Origin of the sequence: Streptomyces sp. NBC_00691, assembly GCF_036226665.1 — a bacterium.
Classification (GTDB): Bacteria; Actinomycetota; Actinomycetes; order Streptomycetales; family Streptomycetaceae; genus Streptomyces.
Map to the genome: position 1 here is coordinate 2,638,799 of NZ_CP109007.1, position 23,101 is coordinate 2,661,899.

A 23,101-nucleotide genomic window follows, 5' to 3' on the forward strand; every position below is an offset into this window, starting at 1 on the left:
CGAAGGGTCCCTCCAGCCGGAGGGGGATGGCTCAGGTGCGGTGGGCGAGGCCGCGCAGCCGGCCGCCGGCGGCCGACACGAGGGCCTGGACCTCGGTGAGCCGCAGGGGCCCGGCGAGGACGGCGAAGACCGTGAGGACGGTCAGCGCCCCGGCGATCCCCGAGGGCAGGGCGCCGGCCGGCCCGGTGAGGTCGGCGATCAGGAGTCCGTAGCCCGCGGCGGGCACGGCGGCGGCCAGCAGCCGCGCGAGCGCGGGGACGGAGCCGCCGGAGGCGGGACCGCCCGCTCCCCCCGACGCCGGGGCGCTCCCCTTGAGCCGCCTCCTCAGCACGTACGCCGTGAGGCCCCAGCCCGCCCAGAGTGCGAGCGAGTAGCCGGCGGCCATGCCGGTGACGGCCCACCGGGTGGGCAGGTGGTGGTACGCGGCGAACGACAGCCCCGCGTTGAGCCCGGCGATCACCAGGTTGAGCAGGAACGGGGTGCGGGTGTCCCGCAGCGCGTAGAAGGCGCGGTTGCAGACGTACTGCCCGGAGAGGGCGACGAGTCCGGGCGCGAAGGCCATCAGGATCCAGGACATCGCGCGGATGTCGTCGTCGCTGGTCGCCCCGTACCGGAAGACGACCGTCATCAGCGGGACGGCGAGCGCGAGGAGGGCGCAGGCCGCCGGGACGACCGCGGCCTGGCTGGTCCGCAGGGCGTACGAGACGTCCCGGCGGACCCCCGCGAGGTCGCCGTCGGCGGCAGCGGCGCTCATCCGGGGCAGCAGCGCGGTGACGAGGGAGACCGTGATGATGCCGTGCGGGACGGACCACAGCAGATAGGCGTTGTTGTACGCGGCGAGACCGCCGCCGCTGACGGTGCCGCCGGCCGAGGTGGCGAGCAGGGTGGTCACCCAGTACGCGCCTTGGTTGGTGAGGACCAGCAGGACCAGCCAGCCCGCCGAGCGCAGCGGGGTGGCGAGGCCGCTGCCGCGCCAGTCGAAGCGGGGCCGCCAGCGGAAGCGGGCGGCGCGCAGCGAGGGCACGAGGGCGAGGGCCTGGAGCACGATGCCGGCGGTGGTGCCCCAGCCGAGCAGCGCGGTCTCCCCGGGGGTGAGGGAGCCACCGTCGCCGACCACGAGGAACAGGGCGAAGACGGAGACGACGACCACGTTGTTGAGGACGGGCGTCCACATCATGGCGCCGAAGCGGCCCCGCGCGTTGAGGACCTGCCCGAGCAGGGTGAACAGGCCGAGGAAGAAGATCTGCGGCAGGCACGCGCGCGCGAAGGCGAGGGTCGTCTCCCGCTGCTCGCCGGTGTAGTCGGTGTACGTGTCGACGATCAGGGGCGCGGCGAGGACCGCGCCGGCCGTGAGGGCGACGAGGGCGAGCGCGCAGAGGGTGAGCAGCCGGTCCGTGTAGGCGACTCCGCCGTCCTCGTGCTCCTTGGCGGCCTTGACCAGCTCGGGGACGAAGACGGCGTTGAGGGCGCCGCCGAGCAGGAGCGTGTAGATGATGGTGGGGACGGTGTTGCCGACCGCGTAGCCGTCGGCGACGGCGGCCGCACCGAGCGCCGCGGCGACGACGGCGGCGCGGACGAAGCCGGTGGCCCGGGAGACGAGCGAGCCGGCGGCCATGACCGCGCCGCTGCGCAGCGCGGACGGCTTGGCCTTCGCCCGGCCCCTGCCGGGCCTCTCCGCGGTGAGCGTGGCCGTCATCGGCGGGCCATGTACGCCTGGAAGGCGCGGAACAGCGCGTGGTTGGTCGTGCCCTGCATCGGTGTCTCCCACTCCCCCAGCGTCTCGACGACCTGTCCGCCCGTGCCGAGCTTCCAGCGGAGCAGTCCGTGGGCACGGTCGCCCGGGTCGAGGGTGGAGGGTACCCCGCGCAGGTCGTAGACGGCGGCGCCGAGGGCGTGGGCGTCGAGCATCATGCGCCACTGGAGGGCGTTGGAGGGGCGGACCTCGCGACGGTGGTCGGCGGAGGCCCCGGTCTGGTACCAGACGCGTCCGCCCACGGCGACCATGGTGTGGGCGGCGAGGATCTCGCCCTCGTGGCGGGCCAGGTAGAGCTTCATCCGGCCGGGGTGCTCGGCGTTGAGGACGGCGTACTGGCGCTCGTAGTAGGCGAGGGAGCGGCCGAGCCGGAAGCCGTCGCGCTCCTCGGTGATGCGGAGCAGCCGGTAGAACTCGGGGAGGTCGGCGGCGGATCCGACGGTGATCTCGACCCCGGACTTGCGGGCCTTGCGGACGTTGCGCCGCCATTCCTGGTTGAGGCCGGTCCACAGGTCGTCGGGGGTGCGGCCGGTGAGCGGCACCTGGAAGACGTGCCGGGGCTGGGCGTCGGCGCCGTCCTCCGACTCCCCGCCGCAGCGGCGCCAGCCCCGTGCGCGGAGGCGTTCGGAGACGGCGGTCCCCAGCGGGTCGACCTCGTCGGCGAGGACGTCGGAGAGCCGGCGGCCGGGGCCGGCGGCGGCCTTGACGGTGGCGGCGTTCCACCGCCGGTAGGCGGGCCCTGGGCCGATGCGTACGGCGAAGGCGCCGCAGGAGCGGAGGTGGCCGAGGAGCGGGGAGAGCCAGCTGTCGATGTCGGGGTCGGCCCAGTCGGCGACGGGGCCTTCGGGCAGGTAGGCGAAGTACTTGCGGGTGCCGGGGAACGGCCGCAGGAGGACGAGGGCGACGCCGGTCAGTTCACCGGACTCCGTTCCCCAGCCGACCAGTTGGTGCTGCCAGCCGTCCTTCACCTGGGCCCAGGCAGGGACCTGGAGGAAGCTGGGCCCGTCCGCACCGGAGCGGGACGCGAGGAAGGCGCGGTAGACCTCGGGGGTCACCTGGCCGAGCCGCAGGGCGCGGCGCTCGGTGGGTGCGGCCGTCACGAGCAGGGCTGACACAACGGAAGCCTCCTTGTTCCGCCCCTCGGTGGTGGGGCGCACAGCAGGCTCACAGCCGAATTCGACGGAGTCGCGCGCCATATGTGACCGGACGATGACCGTTCTGCCTCAGCCCTTGTCATACGGACCCCGGGCCCTCCGCGCGGCGCGGGGAGCGACCTACAGTCCGAAACATCCCACTCGCTCCTCGTCCCAGCGGAGGTCTCCCGTGCTGCGCATACGCACTCCCCGTCCCGTTCTCGCGGCAGTCGCGCTGAGCGTCTCCCTGACGGCCTGTACGGCTCAGGCGGCGAGCGGACCGGCGGGGACGGACGCCGGGGACCCTGCGAAGTCTCGGCCGGCGAAGGTGACGGTCGTGGACCCGGCGGCCGGTGTCCCGGTGACGGTGACCGCGACGGGCGGCACGATCTCCGAGGTGAAGGTCGTGGACGCGGACGGCGGTTCGCTCGCGGGGCGCGCGGCGGCGGGCGGCGCCCGCTGGGTCTCGGACCGCAAGGCGGCGCCGGGCACGCAGTACACCGTGGAGGTCACCTCGCGTACGGCCGACGGCAAGGAGTCGACGACCAGGTCCTCCTTCCGTACGGCCGCGGCGGACAAGGTCAACAAGCTGACCCTCGCGCCCGGCAAGAACACGACCGTCGGCATCGGCCACCCCGTCTCGATCGTCTTCGACCTGCCGGTGACGAAGAAGGCGGACGTCGAGAAGCAGCTCAAGGTGACCACCTCGAACGCGACCGAGGGGTCCTGGGGCTGGGTCAAGGACTACTCCGGCCGCGACAGGGCGGACTGGCGCCCCCGTACGTACTGGAAGCCCGGCACGAAGGTCACCCTGGAAGCGGACCTGAACGGCACGGACTCGGGCGGCGGTTGGTTCGTACGGGACTACCGCACCGGCTTCACGGTCGGCTCCGCGCAGATCGTCAAGGTCGACCTGGACCGTCATCGGCTGACCCTGGACAAGGACGGGCGGACGGTCCGTACGATCCCGGTCTCCGGCGGCACCCCGGGCGGCGACAAGCGGTCCTGGCGGGGCACCGCCGTGCTGATGGCGAAGGAGGGGACCATCAACATGAACTCGGAGACGGTCGGGCTCGGGGACGCGTACGACAAGGACGTCGACTACTCGATGCGGCTGACCTGGTCGGGCATGTACGCGCACGCGGCCCCGTGGAACGCGGCGTACTTCGGCAACGCCAACAAGAGCTCGGGCTGCATCGGCATGAGCGACGAGGACGCCGCGTCCTTCTACGGCGCGGTGAACGTCGGCGACCCCTTCGAGATCACCGGCAAGGACACCAAGGGAACGGTCGACGAGGGCAACGGCTACGGGGCGTGGAACGTGAGCTGGGAGCAGTGGAAGAAGAAGAGCGCCCTCGCCTGAAGGGCCGGCCCCGGGGCGTTCAGCCGAGGGCCTTGCGCCAGTCCCGCATCTCCCAGATCAGGACCTCCGCATCGGTCATGGCGTCGAGGGTGTGCCCCCGGGCGTCGGTGACACGGGCGGCGTCGCCGGGGTGCAGCGGCTCCCCGTCGAGCCCGACCGTGCCCCGTACGACATGGACGTACACGAAGTCGGCGGACGGCACGGGGACCCGCTCGCCCGCCACGGGACGGCGGACGTGCAGTCGCGCGTCCGCCTCCGGGAGGTCGTACGGCTCCGCGAGCCCTCGCACCACCTCGTACCCGGGCTCCCCGCCCGGAGACAGCGGCGCGAGCCACATCTGCACGAAGACGAGCGGCGCGCCGGCGTCGTTGCGTTCGACGTGCCGGACTCCTCCGGCTGCGCTCAGCCGCTGGAGGTCGCCGGGGCGGACCACCGTGGTGTGCCCCGCCGTGTCGTGGTGGGTGAGCTCCCCCTCGACGACCCAGGTGACGATCTCGGTGTGGCTGTGCGGATGCTCGTCGAAGCCCGCGCCGGGGGCGAGCCGCTCCTCGTTGCAGGCGAGCACGGCGCCGAAGCGGAGGTTGTCGGGGTCGTAGTGCGGCCCGAAGGACAGGGCGTGCCGGGTCTCGATCCCGGCGGCGGGATCCCCACCGGGATACCGCTCCCCCGAGCGCTGGATACGAATCACGGGTCCTACGGTAGTCCGGCCGTCACGGGTCCTACGGCAGTCCGGCCGCGGGCCACGGACCGGAGCGCGGGCCCGCCCCGCCCGGGACGCCCGCCGCGGGCCCCGGCCCGTCCGGCGGGCCCGCCCCGCCGGAACCGAACCCGCCCCGACCCCGCACACTGCCGTCCCGATAAGGCAGTCTTGTCCCCGTGCCAGAACCCACGAACGCCCCTCACCCGCACGCCGCGACCCTGAAGCGCCTCGAACAGTCCTCCGGGCGGCTCGCCGCCAACGCCATTGCCCGCATGGACGAGACGCTGCCGTGGTACCGGGCGATGCCGCCCGAGAACCGGTCGTGGATCGGTCTGGTCGCCCAGGCCGGTATCGCCGCGTTCACCGAGTGGTTCCGGCACCCGGAGACCCCGCAGGCCATCTCGACGGACGTCTTCGGCACCGCGCCCCGCGAGCTGACCCGCGCGATCACCCTGCGCCAGACCGTCGAGATGGTGCGCACCACCATCGAGGTCATGGAGACCGCGATCGAGGAGGTCGCCGCCCCCGGCGACGAGTCCATCCTCCGCGAGGCGCTCCTCGTCTACGCCCGGGAGATCGCCTTCGCGACCGCCCAGGTGTACGCGCAGGCCGCCGAGGCCCGGGGCGCCTGGGACGCGCGCCTGGAATCGCTCGTGGTCAACGCGGTCCTCTCCGGCGAGGCCGACGAGGGCGCGGTCTCGCGTGCCGCGGCGCTCGGCTGGAACTCCCCGGACCATGTCTGCGTGATCCTCGGCACGGCTCCCGACGGCGACAGCGAGCTGACCGTGGAGGCGATCCGCCGCGCGGCCCGGCACGCCAAGCTCCAGGTCCTCACGGGCGTCCTCGGCAACCGTCTGGTCGTCATCGCCGGCGGCAACGACAATCCACTGGCCGTGGCCAAGGCCCTGATCGGCCCGTACGCGGCGGGCCCGGTCGTCGCGGGCCCCGTCGTCCCCGACCTGCTGGCCGCCACGCGCTCCGCGCAGGCCGCCGCGGCGGGCCTCAAGGCCTGCTCGGCCTGGCAGGACGCCCCCCGGCCGGTCCTCGCGGACGATCTCCTGCCGGAGCGCGCCATCGCCTCCGACCCTTCGGCGCGCGAGCAGCTGGTGGAGGAGATCTACAGACCGCTGGAGGAAGCGGGTTCGGCGCTGCTCGAAACTCTCAGTGTCTATCTGGAGCAGGCCAGCAGCCTGGAAGGCGCGGCCCGCATGTTGTTCGTACACCCCAACACCGTGCGCTACCGGCTTCGACGTGTGACCGACGTCACCGGCTGGTCACCCTCTGATGTCCGTTCCGCGTTCACGCTGCGGATCGCGCTGATTCTCGGACGCTTGGCCGACGCAGATCCGCAGTCCTAGACTTTTGTCGAACACCAACAATTCCCCCGACGGTTCTTCGTCCCTGTCCCCACGGGCGCTCGAAGCCGTCCGCAAGAGAGAGTGTGAGGGTGCTCGTACTCGTCGCTCCCGGCCAAGGCGCCCAGACGCCCGGCTTCCTGACTCCCTGGCTCGAACTCCCCGGCGCCGCCGACCGCATCGCGGCCTGGTCGGACGCCATCGGGCTCGACCTCGCCCACTACGGCACGAAGGCGGACGCGGACGAGATCCGTGACACCGCCGTGGCCCAGCCGCTCCTCGTCGCCGCCGGCCTGCTGTCCGCCGCCGCCCTCGGTGACGGGACCTCCGCCGCGAAGGCCGCCGGCGCCGCCGGCGTCGTCGCCGGTCACAGCGTCGGCGAGTTCACCGCCGCCGCGTTCGCGGGCGTCCTCGACGACACCGCCGCGCTGCGCCTCGTCCGGACCCGCGGACTCGCGATGGCCGATGCCGCCGCGATCACCGAGACCGGCATGTCCGCGCTGCTCGGCGGCGACCCCGAGGTCACCGTCCCGCACCTGGAGAAGCTCGGTCTGACCGCGGCCAACGTGAACGGCGCGGGCCAGATCGTGGCCGCCGGCACCATGGAGCAGCTGGCCGCCCTGGAGGCGGACAAGCCCGAGGGTGTCCGCCGGGTCGTCGCGCTCAAGGTCGCCGGCGCCTTCCACACGCACCACATGGCCCCGGCCGTGGCGAAGCTGGAGGCGGCGGCCAAGGAGCTGTCCCCGGCCGTCCCCGCCGTCCGCTACGTCTCGAACAAGGACGGGCAGGTCGTCACCGACGGCGCCGAGATCGTGGCCCGCCTGGTCGGCCAGGTCGCGAACCCGGTCCGCTGGGACCTGTGCATGGAGACCTTCCAGGCGCTCGGCGCGACCGCCCTGATCGAGGTGTGCCCCGGCGGCACCCTGACCGGTATCGCCAAGCGCGCCCTGCCGGGTGTGTCCACGGTCGCGCTCAAGACTCCCGACGACCTCGACGCGGCCCGTACGCTCATCGCTGAGCACGCGGCCGTCTGACAAGGAGTGTCGAGAAGCATGTCGAAGATCAAGCCCAGCAAGGGCGCCCCGTACGCGCGGATCCTCGGTGTCGGCGGCTACCGCCCCACCCGGGTCGTGCCGAACGAGGTGATCCTCGAGAAGATCGACTCGTCCGACGAGTGGATCCGCTCGCGCTCCGGCATCTCCACCCGTCACTGGGCCTCCCCCGAGGAGACCGTCGCCGCCATGTCGGTGGAGGCCTCGGGCAAGGCCATCGCCGACGCCGGGATCAGCCCCGAGCAGATCGGCGGCGTGATCGTCTCCACGGTCTCGCACTTCAAGCAGACCCCGGCCGTCGCCACCGAGATCGCCGACAAGATCGGCGCCGGCAAGCCGGCCGCGTTCGACATCTCCGCCGGCTGCGCGGGCTTCGGCTACGGCCTGACGCTCGCCAAGGGCATGATCGTCGAGGGTTCCGCGGAGTACGTGCTCGTCATCGGCGTCGAGCGGCTCAGCGACCTGACGGACCTGGAGGACCGCGCGACGGCCTTCCTGTTCGGCGACGGCGCCGGCGCCGTGGTCGTCGGCCCCTCGGACGAGCCGCACATCGGCCCCACCGTCTGGGGTTCCGAGGGCGACAAGTCCGAGACGATCAAGCAGACGGTCCCGTGGAACGAGTTCCTCCCCCAAGCTCTCGGCTCCGCTCGAGCAGGGGGGACCCCCATGGGCGACGTCACCAAGCTTCCGCTCGACAGCAGCGGCGACATCAAGTTCCCCGCCATCACGCAGGAGGGTCAGGCGGTCTTCCGCTGGGCCGTCTTCGAGATGGCGAAGGTCGCCCAGCAGGCCCTGGACGCCGCCGGCATCTCGGCGGACGATCTGGACGTCTTCATCCCGCACCAGGCGAACATGCGGATCATCGACTCGATGGTGAAGACGCTGAAGCTCCCGGAGCACGTCACGGTCGCCCGTGACGTCGAGACCACCGGCAACACGTCCGCGGCCTCGATTCCGCTCGCCATGGAACGACTCCTGGCGACCGGCAAGGCGAAGAGCGGCGACACCGCGCTCATCATCGGCTTCGGGGCGGGTCTCGTCTTCGCCGCGACGGTCGTTACCCTCCCCTAGGCACTCCGGTTCTCCCGGAAGCCTTTTCACAAGTAATCACAAGAAGGAGCGCCACCATGGCCGCCACCCAGGACCAGATCGTCGAAGGCCTCGCCGAGATCGTCAACGAGATCGCCGGCATCCCGGTCGAGGACGTCCAGCTGGACAAGTCCTTCACCGACGACCTGGACGTCGACTCGCTCTCCATGGTCGAGGTCGTCGTCGCCGCCGAAGAGCGCTTCGACGTCAAGATCCCGGACGAGGACGTCAAGAACCTCAAGACGGTCGGCGACGCTGCCGACTACATCCTGAAGAACCAGGCCTGATTCGGCCCTCGCTGACTCGGTCCGCCACCCGGCGGTGGCGCCGTATTCCGACCATCACACACATGGAGAACGAATTCCTGTGAGCTCGACCAATCGCACCGTGGTCGTCACCGGTATCGGCGCAACCACACCGCTGGGTGGCGACTCCGCGTCGACCTGGGAAGGTCTTCTCGCGGGGCGCTCCGGCGTCAGGCCCCTGGAGGGCGAGCGCTTCGCCGAACTGCCCGTGCAGATCGCCGCGACCGCCGCCGTCGACCCCGGTGACGTCCTGCCCCGCCCGCTCGCCCGCAAGCTGGACCGCTCGGCGCAGTTCGCGCTGATCGCGGCCCGTGAGGCCTGGGCCGACGCGGGCTACACCGCCCCCGCCGGCGAGGACGCGTCCGTCACGCCCGAGCGGCTCGGGTCGGTCATCGCCTCCGGCATCGGTGGCGTAACGACTCTGCTCGACCAGTACGACGTGCTCAAGGAGAAGGGCGTTCGCCGCGTCTCCCCGCACACCGTGCCCATGCTCATGCCGAACAGCCCCTCCGCGAACGTGGGCCTGGAGGTGAACGCCCGGGCGGGCGTCCACACCCCGGTCTCCGCGTGCGCGTCGGGTGCCGAGGCGATCGGCTACGCCGTCGAGATGATCCGTACCGGCCGTGCCGACGTGGTCGTCGCCGGTGGTACCGAGGCCGCGATCCACCCGCTGCCGATCGCCGCCTTCGCCAACATGATGGCGATGTCCAAGAGCAACGACGAGCCGACGAAGGCCTCGCGTCCCTACGACACCGGCCGTGACGGCTTCGTGCTCGGCGAGGGCGCGGGCGTCGTGATCCTGGAGTCCGAGGAGCACGCGAAGGCGCGCGGCGCGCGCGTCTACTGCGAGGTCCTCGGCCAGGGCCTGTCGGCCGACAGCCACCACATCGCGCAGCCCGAGCCGACCGGCCGGGGCATCGCCGCCGCGATGCAGAACCTGCTCGACGCGACGGACCTCAAGCCGTCCGAGGTCGTCCACCTCAACGCGCACGCCACGTCGACGCCGCAGGGTGACGTCGCCGAGATCAAGGCGCTGCGGAAGGTCCTGGGCGACGACCTGGACCACGTCGCGATCTCCGCGACGAAGTCGATGACCGGCCACCTCCTCGGCGGTGCGGGCGGCATCGAGACCGTCGCGACGGTCCTGGCCCTCCACCACCGCCTGGCCCCGCCGACGATCAACGTCGACGAGCTGGACCCGGAGGTCGACGCGGACATCGTCCGCGACGAGCCCCGCGAGCTCCCGCAGGGCACGATCGCCGCGATCAACAACTCGTTCGGCTTCGGCGGCCACAACGTGGTGCTGGCGTTCCGCACGGTCTGACCTCGCGCCTGACGCATGACGGAGGCCCACCCCCTTCCCGGGGGTGGGCCTCCGCCGTGTGCCTCCTCGTCGGCGCAGGGCGAAGGCCGATGGTTCCGCCTCCATCAGGAGGCGTCGCCGCTCTCCCACCCGGCGCGCCCCCGCGCACCGGGGCGGGGTGTACGCCCGCGGGTGACGGCAGGTCAGACGACCTGGTGCAGCCAGCGCACGGGGGCTCCCTCACCCGCGTACCGGAAGGGCTCCAGTTCGTCGTCCCAGGGCTTGCCGAGCAGCCGGGCGATCTCGGCCTCCAGCTGCGTCTCGCCCTGCGCGGAGCGCGCGAGCGCCGCCCTCAGCCGGTCCTCGGGGACCAGGATGTCCCCGTGCATTCCGGTGACGGCATGGAAGATGCCCAGGTCGGGGGTGGCGCTGTAGCGCTCGCCCTCGGCGGTGGGACAGGGCTCCGCAGTGACCTCGAAGCGGAGCATCTGCCAGCCGCGCAGCGCGGAGGCGAGTTCGGAGGCGGTGCCGGTACGGCCCTGCCAGGACAACTCTGCTCTCCAGGTGCCGGGGGAAGCCGGCTGGCGGATCCAGTCGAGCTGGACCCTCGCACCGAGGACACCCGCGACCGCCCATTCGACGTGCGGGCACAGCGCGCGCGGTGCGGAGTGAACGTACAGGACTCCACGTGTCGTCACCGGGACCTCCAGTGTGGGACGAGGTTCGCCTTTCCCAGCGGCCTCAGTAAACAGCATCAGGAGCAAAACGTCACAAACCTTTAAAAAGGGGACAGGATGTGACGTGATGTAATTTACCGGAGCCGGTCGGCAAAGGTGCCTCTGGTTCGACGGGGGAAAAGCTACCGTGCCGCACCGTCATCGGTGTGACGTACCGTCGGTCCGGGGGCGGGTGAACACGAAGCTTTCACCCGCCAGGACGCCGAAGGAGGGGCCGGGGATGCGCGGCCGACGCAGAATTCGTACCGCTGTCGCCACCGCGACGGCGGCTCTGCTGTGCGCGGGGGCGCTGTCGGGCTGCACCGCCGGGGAGCCCGGGGCGAAGCCCGCCGAGGCGAGAACCACCCCGAAGGGGGCCCCGGAGCGGACCACGAGGCCGGCCCCGGAGCCGACCTCGCTCTGGGACGTCTCCCCCGCCTCCGTCGCCGCCGTCGGCGACTCCGTCACCCGGGCCTTCGACGCCTGCGCGATCCTCGCGGACTGCCCCGAGTCGTCCTGGGCCACGGGCACGGACGCGGCCGTGAACAGCCTCGCGCTGCGCCTGCTCGGACCGGAGAAGGCCGCCACCCGCAGCTGGAACCTGGCACGGACCGGGGCGCGGATGGCGGAGCTTCCCGAGCAGATGGCCGGGGCGGCCGCCGAACGGCCCGAGCTGGTCACGGTGATGATGGGCGCGAACGACGCCTGCCGGCCCACCCCCGGGCTGATGACACCGGTCGCCGACTTCCGGACGCACTTCGAGACCGCCCTCGCCCGGCTGCGGAAGGGCGCGCCGAAGGCGCAGGTGTACGTGGCGAGCGTGCCGTCCCTGATGCACCTGTGGTCGACGGGGCGGGTCAGCCCGATGGGGCTGGAGGTGTGGAAACTGGGCGTCTGCGGCGCGATGCTGGCGGACGCGGAGAACCTGAGCGCCGCGGCGGAACGGCGGCGCGCCGAGGTGCAGGACCGGGTGGTGGCGTACAACCGGGTGCTCTCGGAGGTGTGCGCGAAGGACGAGCGCTGCCGGTACGACGACGGGGCGGTCTTCGACTTCCGTTTCGACGCCGGGCAGTTGAGCCCTTGGGACTTCTTCCACCCGAGCAGGGACGGGCAGGCGCGGCTCGCGGAGCTCGCGTACCGGCGGATCACGAAGGAGTGAGGACCCCGGGGCGGTTGTCAGGTGCCGCCCCGGGGCCGGTCATGGGGGACCTCGCCGTCAGATCTCGACCGTGGCGGTCAGGCGGGCGTCCGTGAGGGAGTGCGCCGCCAGGACCTCGTAGGTTCCGGCGACGAGGGTCCAGCCGTTCTTCTCCTCGTCCCAGATCTCGAAGGCGCGGCGGGGCAGTTCGATCCGGGTCTCGACGGTCTCGCCGGGGCCCGCCTCGACGCTCGCGAAGCCGGCCAGCCAGCGGGCGGGGCGCTCCACGGAGTCGTCCACGGGGGCCAGGTAGACCTGGACGACCTCGCGGCCGGCGCGGTCACCGGTGTTGGTGAGCCGGACGGTCACGGTGTCGGGGCCGGCCGTCAGGGAGTCGTACGACCAGGTCGTGTAGCCGAGGCCGTGGCCGAAGGCGTACGCGGGGACGGCGCCGGCCTTGTCCCAGGCGCGGTAGCCGATGAACACGCCCTCCGCGTAGTCGAGTTCGCCCTCGGTGGGGGTGGTCTCGGTGACGGGGACGTCGGCGAGGGCGACGGGCCAGGTGGTGGGGAGACGGCCGCCGGGCTCCTCGGCGCCGGTGAGGACGTCGGCGAGGGCGGCGCCGCCCTCCTGGCCGGGGAACCAGCTGAGCAGGATCGCGGCCACGTCCTCGCGCCAGGGCAGTTCGACCGGGGAGCCGGCGTTGACCACGACGACGGTGTTCGGGTTGGCGGCGGCGACGGCCCGTACGAGGTCGTCCTGGCGGCCCGGGAGGGTGAGGTCCTTGCGGTCGAAGCCCTCGGACTCGACGCGTTCGGTGGTGGCGACGACCACGACGGCGGTGTCGGCGGCGCGGGCCGCCTCGACGGCCTCGGCGATCAGTTCGTCGGGGTCACGGCGCGGACCGAGGTGGACGAAGGAGAACATGACCGCCGGCAGCGGGGCCGCGAACTCCTTGTCGAGGGTGTGGAGCAGCGACACCTCGACGGTCTCGCCCGCGGTGAGGGAGACCTTGGCGCGCTCGACCGGGGAACCGAAGAAGGCCTCGAAGGGGTCGGTCTCGGGGCCCATGGCCTGCACGCCCTCGTAGACGGTCTCGCCGCCGACGGCGAGGGCGAAGGAGCCGAGGCCACGGGTGCCGAAGGAGTGCCGGCCGGACTCGCGCGGGGTGAAGGTGCCGACGACCTCGATGGAGGCGAGGGCCTCGTGGGTGACGCCGGCCGGGAGGTCGTCGCCGATCCACTGGACCTGGCCGTTGGGCAGGGAGCCCTCGCCGAGCACGGCGCCGGAGGCGTCGCGGCAGCGGGCGCGGAGGGTGAACCCGGTCGAGGTGGAGCCGGCGGGGGTGAGTTCCTCGCTGGGGTCGGCGCCGACGGTGAAGGTGAGCGCGCCTCCTTCGGAACCGGCGCCGAGGGCGGCGGTGAGGCCGGCCAGCGGGGAGACGACGTGCTCGGGGAAGACCTGGGCGGAGCCGCCGCCGAGGATGCGGGCATCGCGGGCGGCGGCGCCGGAGAGGGCGACGGTCGCTCCGGGCGCGAGGGGCAGCGCGCCGTTCTCGTTGCGGACGAGGACGAAGCCGCGGCGGGCGATCTCACGGGCGAGCGCGTCGCCGTCGAGGGGGAGCGGGGGTTCGGCGACGACCGGCGGGGCGCCCTCGAGGGCTCCGACACGGGCGGCGAGCCGCAGGACGTTGCGTACGGCGGCGTCGACCGTGGACTCCTCGACCTCGCCGGCGCGGACGGCGGCGGCGAGCGCCTCGCCGTAGACGGTCTGCGGGCCGGGCATGGCGACGTCGAGGCCGCCCTCGATGTCGCCGGTGGTGGAGCGGGCGGCCATCCAGTCGGAGACGTTGTAGCCGTCGAAGCCCCACTCGCCGCGCAGGACCCCGTTCACGAGGTGGCGGTTCTCGGTCATGGTCACGCCGTTGACCCGGTTGTAGGCGGTCATGATGCCCCAGGGGTGGGCGTTCTTGACGATGGCCTCGAAGGGGGAGAGGTAGAGCTCGCGGAGGGGGCGTGGGGCGATCCTGCAGTCGACGGTGAAGCGGTCGGTCTCGGCGTCGTTGGCGACGAAGTGCTTGACGGTGGTGCCGACTCCGCCGTCCTGGACGCCCTGGACGTAGCCCGTGCCGACGGCGCCGGTGAGGAACGGGTCCTCGCTGTAGGCCTCGAAGTGGCGGCCGCCGAGCGGGGTGCGGTGCAGGTTGACCGTGGGGGCGAGCAGGACGTGGACGCCCTTGCGGCGGGCCTCCTGGGCGAGGAGGCGGCCGGCGCGGCGGGCGAGGGTGGTGTCCCAGGCGGCGGCGAGCGCGGTCGGGGACGGCAGGGCGACGGACGGGTCGTCGGCAGTCCAGCGGACGCCGCGGACGCCGATGGGGCCGTCGGACATGACCAGGGACTGCAGGCCGATCTCCGGCAGGGCGGGCAGGGACCACATGTCCTGGCCGGCGAGCAGCCGGGTCTTGGCGTCCAGGCCGAGCTTGGCGAGCGCCGCCTCGACGGCCTCTTCGCGCGCCGTGTCGGCCGCGCCGTCCCGCGCCGTGCCCGTCGTGCCGGCTGCCGGGTCCGCGCTGGTCTCCGTCATGGCCGTACCTCCTCGTTGACGTACCGATGACCCCGATGACGCCATCGTGCACCCACTTACCTGTAGATCGGTAGGTGATGTTATCTTTTCGTTATCTTAAGGACGGGGTACGGTCCTGTCGGAAGCGACGACCTGAGAGGGGCCACGGCGATGGTGCGGGCCAGGAGCGAGGAGCGGCGGGCGGACATCCTGCGCGCGGCCCTCGAAGTGATCGCCGAGCGCGGCTACCGGGGCGCCACCCTCGGCTCGGTCGCCGAGCGCGTCGGCCTCACCCAGCAGGGACTCCTGCACTACTTCCCGACGAAGGAGGCGCTGCTCGTCGCCGTCCTGGAGGAGCGGGACCGCTGGGACACGAGCGGCGGCCGGGACCGCGAGGGCTGGCGGCTCGACCTGCTCGAATCACTCGTCGAGTACAACGCGATGCGGCCCGGGATCGTGCAGACCTTCTCCGCGCTGCTCGGCGAGAGCGTGACGGACGAGCACCCGGCGCGGGAGTTCTTCACCGAGCGGTACGCACTGGTGCGGGCGAACATGGCGCAGGTGCTGCGCCTGGAGTTCGGCGACCGGCTGCCGAGCGGGCTGAGCCCGGAGCGCGCCGCCCCGCTCCTGACGGCGGTCATGGACGGACTCCAGTACCAGTGGCTCCTCGACCCCGGCGCGGTCGACATGCCCGGCGCCTTCCGGGACTTCCTGCGCCTGCTGTCCGGGGGCGACGACACCCCCTAACGGGCCACGGCCGCCAGGTCCTCGCCGAGCAGCGCCGGATCCTCCGTCAGGGCGGCGTGGACGGCCTCCAGGACGGGCAGCTTCGCGACCGCCGTCGCCAGGGCGACGTCCTTCGCGGCGAGGGCGACGGGGAAGTGCGAGCCGGTCGCGGTGGCGCGGCCGACGGCGCCCGCGAGGGGGCCGGCGCCGAGGCTGCGGAGCGCGAGGCCCCGGGGCAGGCCGAGGGCGCCCGCGAGCGCGAGGGCCTCGGCGACCAGGGCGACCCCGCCGATGGCCGCGTTGATGAGGACGAGCTTGAGGGCGGCGCCGGTCCCGGGCCCTCCGCACGGGGTGGTCGCGCCGAGCCGTTCGAGGACGGCGGCGACGGGCGCGGTGTCGCCGCCCGCGAGGATCAGCAGGTCGCCGGAGGCGGCCCGGTCGACGCTGCCCATGACGGGCGCGTCGATCAGGGTGACCCCGGTGGGGAGCCGGTCGGCCAGGGCGCGGACGGTGTCCGGGCCGACCGTCGAGGTGTCGATCCAGTGCGTGCCGGGACGCAGCGCCGGGATCAGCTCGTCCGCGACGGCGAGCGCGGCGGCCGGGTCCGCGAGCATCGTGACGACGACGTCGGCGTCCCGGACGGCCTCCGCGGGGCTCGCGGCGCGGACGGCACCGTCGGCGACGAGGGCGTCGGCCTTGGCGGGCGTGCGGTTCCAGACGGTCAACGGGTGTCCGGCGTCGAGGAGTCTGCGAGCCATGGGGAGCCCCATGGATCCGAGGCCGAGGAAGGCGATGTGCTGCTGTGTGTTCTCCATGCCGTCGACGCTAGGGCCGAGCCTCACATGCGACCAGCGAATGTCTAGCATGGTGATCATGCCCGTCTCGCATGGCCTGTACGAAGCGTTCCTCGCCGTCGCCCGCGAGGGGTCCTTCACCGCCGCCGCCCGCGTCCTCGGCTACACCCAGTCCGCGGTCTCCCGCCAGATCCAGGCCCTGGAGGACGAGACGGCCGCGGTGCTCTTCGAGCGCCTGCCGCGAGGGGTGCGGCCGACCGAGGCCGGCCGGGTGCTGCTGCCGCACGCCGAGGCCGTACGGGACAGGCTGGTCGCGGCGCGGGCCGAACTGGAGGCGCTGCGCACCCTGGACGGCGGGCTGCTCCGGCTCGGCTCGTTCTCCAGCGCCAACGCGGCGCTCGTCCCCGGCGCGCAGGCCGCGTTCCGGGCGCGCCGTCCGGGGGTGGCGGTCACCCGTACCGAGGGGCCGTCCGTGAAGCACCTGGGGCTGCTCGCCGCCGGGGAGCTGGACCTCGCGGTGGTCAGTCCGGCCGTCACCGCTCCCCCGCCGGAGGGCGTGGTCCTGCACCACCTGCTCGACGAGCCGATGCTGGTGGCCCTGGCTCGGGGGCACGCGCGCGCGGGGCGGCGGGCGGTGCGGCTCGCCGAACTCGCCGGGGAGGAGTGGATCGTCGGCAACGAGCGCCTGGAGGACACCCTGTTCCGTCCGGCGGTCGCCGCCGGGTTCCGGCCGCGCACGGGGCTGATCGCGCACGACTGGATCGCCAAGCTGGGCGCGGTGGCCGCCGGGCTGGGCGTCACGCTCGTCCCGGCGCTCGCGGCCGCGGGCGTGCGCCGGGACGTCACGCTCGTCCGGATCCATCCGGACGACGTCCCGTACCGCCGGATCCACGCGGCGACCCCGCCGGTCCCGTCGGCTGCGGCGGCCGCGTTCCTGGAGGTGCTGCGGGAGACGGCGGAGGCGCTGCGGGGCTCCCCGGGGTTCCCGCGCGGCGGGCGGGCGGGATGATGGGGGCATGATCGTCGCAGCCACCCAGTTCGCCCCGGTCGCCGGGGACATCGCCGCCAATGTGCGGACCGTCGCCGGGCTGATCCGGGACGCCGGTGCCGCGGGAGCCCGGGTCGTCGTCTTCGCCGAGCTCTGCCTCAGCGGGTACGAGCCGACCCTGATCCGGGACTCCCCCGGTCTGGTCCTCACCGAGGACGATCCCCGGCTCGAACCCGTGCGGGAGGCCTGCCGCGCGGTGTCGGCGGCCGCCGTCGTCAACGGGCCGGTACGGACGGCGGACGGCCGGCCCGCGGTGACGACGCTGGTCGTCGGCCCGGAGGGCGGGCTCCTCGCCCGCTACGACAAGCAGCACCTGTACGGAATCGAGCGCGAGGTCTTCGCGCCGGGGACCTCCGACGGGCGGTTCACCCTCGACGGGGTCCGGTTCGCGACGGCCACCTGCTACGACAACCGCTTCCCCGGACTGGCCGAGCGCGCCGCCGCCGAGGCGTGCGCGGTGTACCTGGCGAGCTCGGTGCTCTCCGCCGACAACGACTCGTTCGAGACGGTGTATCCGGTGCGGGCCCGGGACTTCGGCCTGTACGTGGTGCTCGGCAACGTCCTCGGGGCCAACGAGGACGGCGTGGGCGGCGGCTCGGCCGGGGTCTGGGGCCCGGACGGCGGGCGGATCGCGGACGCCGGCGGGACGGAGCCCGGCTTCGTGCTCGCCGAGATCGGCTGACCGGCGGAACCGGCTCGCGAGAAGGAGCCGGGCGGCCGTGGGACATACGGCCGCCCGGCCCCGGACCGCCGTCACGGAACCCCCGGTCCATGACGGCGCCCCGTCCCCGTTACGGGGCGCTCAGGCCCAGCGTGTACGCGCCGGAGCCGCTGTACGCGTGGACGATGTACCGGTAGTAGCCGGCCGTGCCGTAGTAGCTGGTGTCCTCATCGGCCGTCGCGGTGCCGCCGACGGCGACGTCCACCCAGCCCGCGCCGTTCCACTTCTGCAGGTAGAGGTCGTAGTCCTTGCCGGCCGGGCCGCGCAGGCAGCCCACGTGGGTGCCGGAGGTCGCCGAGTAGTAGTACGAGCCGTCGGGCTGGATCGCGGTCTGACCGGAGGTCAGGCTGCCCTGGTAGCTGTGCTCGGTGTTGTCGCAGCCGGTGGGCGGGGTCGTGGTGCCGACCGACAGCTGGTAGGTGACGGTGTGGGTGGCGGAGCCCGTACCGGTGACGGTGATCGGGTAGGTGCCGTTGGCCGTGCCCGCCGCGACCTGCACGGTCATCGTGGACGCGTTGCCGGAGGTCACCGAGCTGGGGCTGAAGGAGACCGTGACACCGCTCGGGGCGCCGCTCGCGGAGAGCTGGACGGTCTGCGCGCTGCCGCCGGTGGTGCTGGTGTTCACCGTGGAGGTGACGGAGGCACCGGCCTGGACCGAGCCCGAGGACGGGTTCAGGGCGAGCGAGAAGTCCGGGGTGGTGGTGCCGCCGCAGTCGGTCTCACCGGACTGGGCGGGGACGCCGATCGCGTTCCAGGCCGCCTTCACGGCGTTGCACTCGACGCTGCCGTAGGTGTTCTTGGCGCTGGTCAGGGTCGCCTTGCGGGCGGCCAGGTGGTTCCAGGAGGAGGTCTTCATGAGCAGGGCACCCATGAAGATCTTGCCGGCCTTCTGGATGCCGACGCCGGTCACGGAGGACGGACCGCCGGAACATATGGGGCTGTTGGGCTTGCCACCGCCCGGGTTGGAGCCCTCGGCGAGCAGGTAGAACCAGTGGTTCTGCGGTCCGGCCGCCGCGTGCACCTCGGTGCCCGAGCTCAACTGGGGGTAGCAGTTGGGGTCGTTGCCGACGAGCGAGGGGTTGTACATGTTCCGGATCGGCTTGCCGTCGCCGAAGAAGTTGACCTTCTCGCCGACCGTGTAGTCCGGGGTGTCGTTCGGGTTGTTGGCGTAGTGCTCGGTGAGCGCGCCGAAGATGTCGCCGGTGGACTCGTTGAGCCCGCCGTTCTCGTTCGACGAGCCGGCGCTGCCCGGGGTCCGGTCGAAGATCTCGTGGCCGTACTCGTGGGCCACGACGTCGATGCCGGTCAGCTGGTTCGAGCCGGTCTGGGCCCGCCCGTAGGTCGTCTTCGTGCCGTCGTAGTACGCGTTGACCTCGGAGAGTCCGGCGCGGGCCGGGACCATGCCGCCCTGACCGTTCTGGCCGTTGTAGCCGAACCACTCCTTGAGCATGGAGTGTTCCTTCTGCGCCGCGTACATGATGTCGACGCAGGCGGTCACCAGGTCGTTGGCGCCGTTGTTGCCCCAGGGCGAGGAGCCGGTGTACGCGCTGCCGTTCTGCCCGCCGCACTTGAAGGCGCCGCGGCTGGTGTCCGTCATCGAGCTCGCGGCGGTGTCGATGGTGACGTTGCCGTTGTGGTAGCCGCGGCCGTCGGCGTGCAGGATCTTGTCGGTGGCCCGGGCGACGGAGCCGGTGACGGCGTCGACGTAGGTGTCGAGGGAGCTCGGGGCGTCCTGCGCGGTCCGGCCGATGACCAGGGTGTGCCAGGTCAGCACGGCCTTGCCGCCCTTGAGGAGCACGGTCAGCTCGGGGGCGCTCGCGCTCTCCACCGAGACCAGCTGCCCGCGGGCGGTGGCGAGGGCCGCGGCGGCGGTCACCTTCGCCCGCGTGGAGACCTTGATGGCGGGCGCCGGGGCGCCGGTGACCTCGCGGACCTTGCCGGAGCTGTCGGAGACGACGACCGCGTCGCCGCCGACGACCGGCAGACCGCGGTAGGTGCGCTCGTACGAGGCGAAGTACAGGCCGTTCGCCCAGGGGGTGACGGACGTCCGGACGAGGTCCTCGTCGGCGCCGTGCCGGAGCTCGTCGAGGCCGCTGGCCGCGGCACCGTCGGCGGCGGCGAGCGCGAGGGACTTGCCGTGGCCCGGGGGTACGGGCTGCGCCTGCGGTGCCGCGGTGGCGGTGCCGGCGAGGGCGGTCGCGAGGCTCGCCGAGAGCGCCAGGGCGGCCACGGCCGCCGTGATTCTGCTGGGGTGCAACGTCTGCTCCGATCAGGGTGGGATCGTGGTGGGGGAGACGGATCGTCGCGCCGAGTATGGGCGTGGACATGACTGGATAGGGACATCTCATCCGGCATAAGACGCGGGTTATGGTGCGGCCGCGCGGTGCTGCGTACGCTGCTGAAATGCAGCTGGAGTTGAGGCATCTCGAAGCCGTCTGCCGGATAGCGGAAGCGGGCAGTCTGGGGCGTGCGGCCGGGCGGCTCGGGGTCTCCCAGCCGGCGCTCTCCGCGCAGCTCCGGCGCATCGAGCGGGTCGCGGGAGGGGAGCTCTTCCTGCGCGGCCGCAACGGCGTGGAGCCCACCCCGCTGGGCGAGTTCGTGCTCTCCAAGGCGCGGCTCGTCCTCGGCGAGATGGACGCGCTCGCCGCCGGGGCGCGGGCCGTCGCCCCCGGCACCCCGCTGCGGCTCGGCTGCATCCTGCTCGTCCTGGTCGACGGGCTGCTCGGACAGCTGGAGCGGGTGATGGCCGGGCAGGACATCGCGGTGACCGTGGAGCACTCGGCGACCACCCTGACCCGGCAGCTCGGCGCGGGCCGGTACGACGCCGTCCTGTACGGGGAGGTCAACGAGCACGAGGTCGCCCTGCCCGAGGGCACCACGGCCCGGACCCTGGTCCCCAGGGAGCCGTTCTGCGTGCGTCTCTCGGCCGCGCACCCGCTGGCCGGGAAGGAACGGATCGCGCTGGCCGAGCTGGCCGGCGAGTCCTGGATGACCCTGGTGGAGGACGACGACGGCGGGCCCGAGGCCCTGGTCGCCGCCTGCGCGAGGGCCGGGTTCACCCCCTCGCTGCGGCACCGGGTCGCCGACCGGAAGATGCACTACGACCTGATCGCCTCGGGCCGGGCGATCTCCATGAGCCAGCCGACGGCCCCGCACGCGGAGGGCACGGTCCTGCGCCCCTTGGAGGGCGACCCGGTCCTGGGCCGGATCCGGCTGGCCTGGAACAGGGCGGCGGTCCCCGCCCGGCAGGCGGAGCTGCTGTACCGGGCGGCGGTCCACGCCTATCTGGCGAACATCGACAACAACGCCTTCTACCGGGAGTGGTGGGAGGCCAGACCGGAACTGCACCCGGTCCTCGACGTCTGAGACGACGCCGGGACAAAGGTCGTGGGCCGCCATCCAGATCGTGGGGGTGCGGCCTTGCGGTTGCCGCTGCGGCAGCTTCTACCGTCTTTCACAGGGCCGGAGAAACCGGTCCGGCGACGGGATCGTGAGGGAGAGGGCGATGGACTGGCCTATCGCGGAGGTCGCTCGGATGTCGGGCGTGACCGCCCGGACCTTGCGGCACTACGACGAGGTCGGCCTGCTGCCGCCCGCCCGGATCGGGGCCAACGGCCACCGCTACTACGAGGAGCATCAGCTGCTGCGGCTGCAGCAGATTCTCGTACTGCGGGCACTGGGTGTAGGGCTTCCCGAGGTCGGCCGGATCCTCGCCGAGCAGGTCGACGAGGTGGACGCCCTGCGCGGGCACCACCGGCGGCTGCTCGCCGAGCGGGACCGGCTCGACGCCCTGGCCAGCACCGTCTCCCGCACGATCGCCGAACTGGAACACTCCAGAAAGGACGGCAACCCCATGACCATCAACCGACCGGAGAACCTGTTCGAGGGCATCCAGCCCTCCCAGTACCAGGAGAGCCTGCACGACTTCCCCGAGCACGCCGAGGAAGTCGCCCGCACGGTCGCCGCGATGACCCCGCAGGACATCGAGGCCGGACAGCGCGAGCGCACGACACAGATGATCCTGCTGGCCGACCTGATGGCCGCCGGCCACCCGGCCGACGCCGCGCCCGTGCAGGCCCAGATCGACTCCCAGTACCAGGCCATGACCGAACTGCGGCCCGTCTCCGCCGAGGAGTACCGCGCCGTCGGACGCTCCTGCGTGGACAACAGCGCCTGGCGCGCTGCGTACGAGGCGATCGCACCGGGCCTGGCCGCGTACCAGCGCGACGCCATCGAGGTCTATGCCACAACCCGGCTCAGCTGACTGCTTTCCGGGCTGTCCCGCGAGACCAGCCCGGAGAGCAGGTGGTGCGTCGCACCGACAGGCTCACCTCGCCCGGCCTGTCAGTTGCCGAGCGAGGTGGCGCCCGTCACCGTGCTCGATCGGCGGGTTCCGGGATCGTGCAGAGGATCCCGCGCCCACGCAGGTACGCACGGTTCGGTGCGCGACGAATCGCCCCGCACCGAGATCATCCCGGTACAGGGCAAGACCCGGACCCGGTTCTCAGACACGGCCTAGTCGTACGAGAGGTCCCCGGCGGAGTAGCGGCACGTGGTGCCGTCCGGGCCGGAGCCGATCTCCTTGGGCTCCTTGCCGGTGTCGTTGCCGGTGAAGCGGGTGCACGGCTTGATCTTCTTCTTGGTGTCGCCGTGGATCCGGACGTTCCGCAGGGACGCGGTGTCGCCGTAGTTGGCGTTGACACCGACGATCGACTTGCCGGGCGTGGTGATGTCGACGTCGTTGACCAGGATCGTCCGCGTGTACTGCTTCCTGCAGTTGCCGCAGGAGCGGACGAGCTTGCCGAAGTCGGAGACCTGGAACTTGTTCACGACCAGCTTGCCGGCGCCGTTGAACTGGAAGACCTTGTCGGACGCGCTCTTCGCGCCGCCGCCCTGGACCGCGTACACCGAGGACGCCGAGGTGCCCTTGAAGGTGGCGGCGTCCTCGCCGACGTTCTCCCACCAGACGTTCTGCAGGGTGCAGCTGCCGAGGCAGTGGACCCCGTCGGCAGCCGGGGAGCCGATGATCACGTTCTTGAGGACGGCGCCGTCCGCGAGGACGAAGAGCGGCTGCTGGCTCTCGTCCTGGCCGTCCGAGCCGAGTTCACCGGTGCCGTAGAAGCGCCGGAGCCCGCCGTCGTAGGTGCCGGAGACCGGGAGGGACGCGGGGACCGGCTTGCTGCCCTTGGCCTGCGGCCAGGCGGGCAGGGCGCTCGCGGCGCCCGCCGGGGCGAGCAGGGTGGTGGTGACGATCGCCGCCCCGGTGACCCCGAGGGCGCTCAGACCGCCGATGATCGCCCGCCGACGGCCCGTCTTCCGCTTGTGTGACGCTGAGGTCATGAT

General features: G+C 72.6%; 20 protein-coding genes. 12 read left to right on the forward strand and 8 right to left on the reverse strand.

Features of this window, described 5'->3' with window-relative positions:
- Positions 1-31 precede the first annotated feature (31 nt).
- Positions 32-1,696 carry a murein biosynthesis integral membrane protein MurJ gene (murJ, locus tag OG392_RS11955; RefSeq protein ID WP_329278414.1) on the reverse strand — a complete coding sequence of 555 codons (1,665 nt, stop codon included), beginning with the start codon at positions 1,694-1,696 and terminating at the stop codon, positions 32-34.
- Positions 1,693-2,868 carry a lipid II:glycine glycyltransferase FemX gene (locus tag OG392_RS11960; protein ID WP_329278416.1) on the reverse strand — a complete coding sequence of 392 codons (1,176 nt, stop codon included), beginning with the start codon at positions 2,866-2,868 and terminating at the stop codon, positions 1,693-1,695. The genes murJ and OG392_RS11960 overlap by 4 nt, the downstream gene beginning before the upstream one ends.
- A 208-nt stretch (positions 2,869-3,076) precedes the next feature.
- Here OG392_RS11960 and OG392_RS11965 point away from each other — a divergent pair, with 208 nt between their 5' ends.
- Entirely contained in the window at positions 3,077-4,249 is a 1,173-nt protein-coding gene (locus OG392_RS11965; RefSeq protein ID WP_329278418.1) for a L,D-transpeptidase family protein, read from the forward strand.
- A 19-nt stretch (positions 4,250-4,268) separates the two neighbouring features.
- Here the strand turns inward: OG392_RS11965 and OG392_RS11970 are convergent, their stop codons facing one another.
- Positions 4,269-4,937: a pirin family protein gene (locus tag OG392_RS11970; protein WP_329278420.1), complete on the reverse strand. Its 669-nt coding sequence runs from the start codon at positions 4,935-4,937 to the stop codon at positions 4,269-4,271.
- A gap of 188 nt (positions 4,938-5,125) precedes the next feature.
- On the opposite strand from OG392_RS11970, the gene OG392_RS11975 reads away from it, so the two are divergent.
- From OG392_RS11975 to fabF, 5 genes are all read left to right on the forward strand, one after another.
- A complete protein-coding gene (locus OG392_RS11975) occupies positions 5,126-6,307 on the forward strand; it encodes a PucR family transcriptional regulator (RefSeq protein ID WP_329278423.1) in 1,182 nt (393 codons plus the stop codon).
- Between the two features lie 89 nt (positions 6,308-6,396).
- A complete protein-coding gene (locus OG392_RS11980; protein ID WP_329278425.1) occupies positions 6,397-7,338 on the forward strand; it encodes an ACP S-malonyltransferase in 942 nt (313 codons plus the stop codon).
- Positions 7,339-7,356: 18 nt separating this feature from the next.
- Positions 7,357-8,427: a ketoacyl-ACP synthase III gene (locus OG392_RS11985; protein WP_329278426.1), complete on the forward strand. Its 1,071-nt coding sequence runs from the start codon at positions 7,357-7,359 to the stop codon at positions 8,425-8,427.
- Positions 8,428-8,483: 56 nt separating this feature from the next.
- The gene (locus OG392_RS11990) at positions 8,484-8,732 is read left to right on the forward strand and encodes an acyl carrier protein (RefSeq protein WP_030321861.1); all 249 of its coding nucleotides are present in this window, start codon (positions 8,484-8,486) and stop codon (positions 8,730-8,732) included.
- 79 nt (positions 8,733-8,811) lie between these two features.
- Positions 8,812-10,074 carry a beta-ketoacyl-ACP synthase II gene (gene fabF, locus OG392_RS11995; protein WP_329278429.1) on the forward strand — a complete coding sequence of 421 codons (1,263 nt, stop codon included), beginning with the start codon at positions 8,812-8,814 and terminating at the stop codon, positions 10,072-10,074.
- A 182-nt stretch (positions 10,075-10,256) separates the two neighbouring features.
- Here the strand turns inward: fabF and OG392_RS12000 are convergent, their stop codons facing one another.
- The gene (locus OG392_RS12000; protein WP_329278431.1) at positions 10,257-10,751 is read right to left on the reverse strand and encodes a DUF3145 domain-containing protein; all 495 of its coding nucleotides are present in this window, start codon (positions 10,749-10,751) and stop codon (positions 10,257-10,259) included.
- Between the two features lie 259 nt (positions 10,752-11,010).
- Here OG392_RS12000 and OG392_RS12005 point away from each other — a divergent pair, with 259 nt between their 5' ends.
- Positions 11,011-11,928, forward strand: a complete 918-nt coding sequence (locus tag OG392_RS12005; RefSeq protein ID WP_329278433.1) for an SGNH/GDSL hydrolase family protein — start codon at positions 11,011-11,013, stop codon at positions 11,926-11,928.
- A gap of 57 nt (positions 11,929-11,985) precedes the next feature.
- Here the strand turns inward: OG392_RS12005 and OG392_RS12010 are convergent, their stop codons facing one another.
- Positions 11,986-14,490, reverse strand: a complete 2,505-nt coding sequence (locus OG392_RS12010; protein WP_329278435.1) for a beta-glucosidase family protein — start codon at positions 14,488-14,490, stop codon at positions 11,986-11,988.
- Positions 14,491-14,640: 150 nt separating this feature from the next.
- On the opposite strand from OG392_RS12010, the gene OG392_RS12015 reads away from it, so the two are divergent.
- Positions 14,641-15,216 carry a TetR/AcrR family transcriptional regulator gene (locus OG392_RS12015; protein ID WP_329278437.1) on the forward strand — a complete coding sequence of 192 codons (576 nt, stop codon included), beginning with the start codon at positions 14,641-14,643 and terminating at the stop codon, positions 15,214-15,216.
- On the opposite strand, the gene OG392_RS12020 is transcribed toward OG392_RS12015, so the two are convergent.
- Positions 15,213-16,070 (reverse strand): NAD(P)-dependent oxidoreductase, encoded by an 858-nt coding sequence (locus OG392_RS12020; protein WP_443054756.1) that lies wholly within the window; start codon positions 16,068-16,070, stop codon positions 15,213-15,215. The genes OG392_RS12015 and OG392_RS12020 overlap by 4 nt on opposite strands.
- Between OG392_RS12020 and OG392_RS12025 the strand changes: the two genes are divergently transcribed.
- Together OG392_RS12025 and OG392_RS12030 are read left to right on the forward strand one after the other, a co-directional pair.
- Complete coding sequence (locus OG392_RS12025) at positions 16,069-16,998, forward strand: LysR family transcriptional regulator (protein WP_329278440.1); 930 nt, start codon at positions 16,069-16,071, stop codon at positions 16,996-16,998. The two genes, OG392_RS12020 and OG392_RS12025, sit on opposite strands and share 2 nt — an antisense overlap.
- A 7-nt stretch (positions 16,999-17,005) precedes the next feature.
- On the forward strand, positions 17,006-17,719 hold the full coding sequence (locus tag OG392_RS12030) for a carbon-nitrogen hydrolase family protein (protein WP_329278442.1): 714 nt from the start codon (positions 17,006-17,008) through the stop codon (positions 17,717-17,719).
- Positions 17,720-17,828: 109 nt separating this feature from the next.
- On the opposite strand, the gene OG392_RS12035 is transcribed toward OG392_RS12030, so the two are convergent.
- Positions 17,829-20,015 (reverse strand): M4 family metallopeptidase, encoded by a 2,187-nt coding sequence (locus tag OG392_RS12035; RefSeq protein ID WP_329278444.1) that lies wholly within the window; start codon positions 20,013-20,015, stop codon positions 17,829-17,831.
- Positions 20,016-20,161: 146 nt separating this feature from the next.
- Between OG392_RS12035 and OG392_RS12040 the strand changes: the two genes are divergently transcribed.
- Together OG392_RS12040 and OG392_RS12045 are read left to right on the forward strand one after the other, a co-directional pair.
- A complete protein-coding gene (locus OG392_RS12040; RefSeq protein WP_329278446.1) occupies positions 20,162-21,124 on the forward strand; it encodes a LysR family transcriptional regulator in 963 nt (320 codons plus the stop codon).
- A 139-nt stretch (positions 21,125-21,263) separates the two neighbouring features.
- Complete coding sequence (locus OG392_RS12045; RefSeq protein ID WP_329278448.1) at positions 21,264-22,022, forward strand: MerR family transcriptional regulator; 759 nt, start codon at positions 21,264-21,266, stop codon at positions 22,020-22,022.
- Between the two features lie 251 nt (positions 22,023-22,273).
- Here OG392_RS12045 and OG392_RS12050 read toward each other — a convergent pair whose 3' ends face one another.
- Positions 22,274-23,098, reverse strand: a complete 825-nt coding sequence (locus tag OG392_RS12050) for a pectate lyase (protein ID WP_329278450.1) — start codon at positions 23,096-23,098, stop codon at positions 22,274-22,276.
- Positions 23,099-23,101 lie beyond the last annotated feature (3 nt).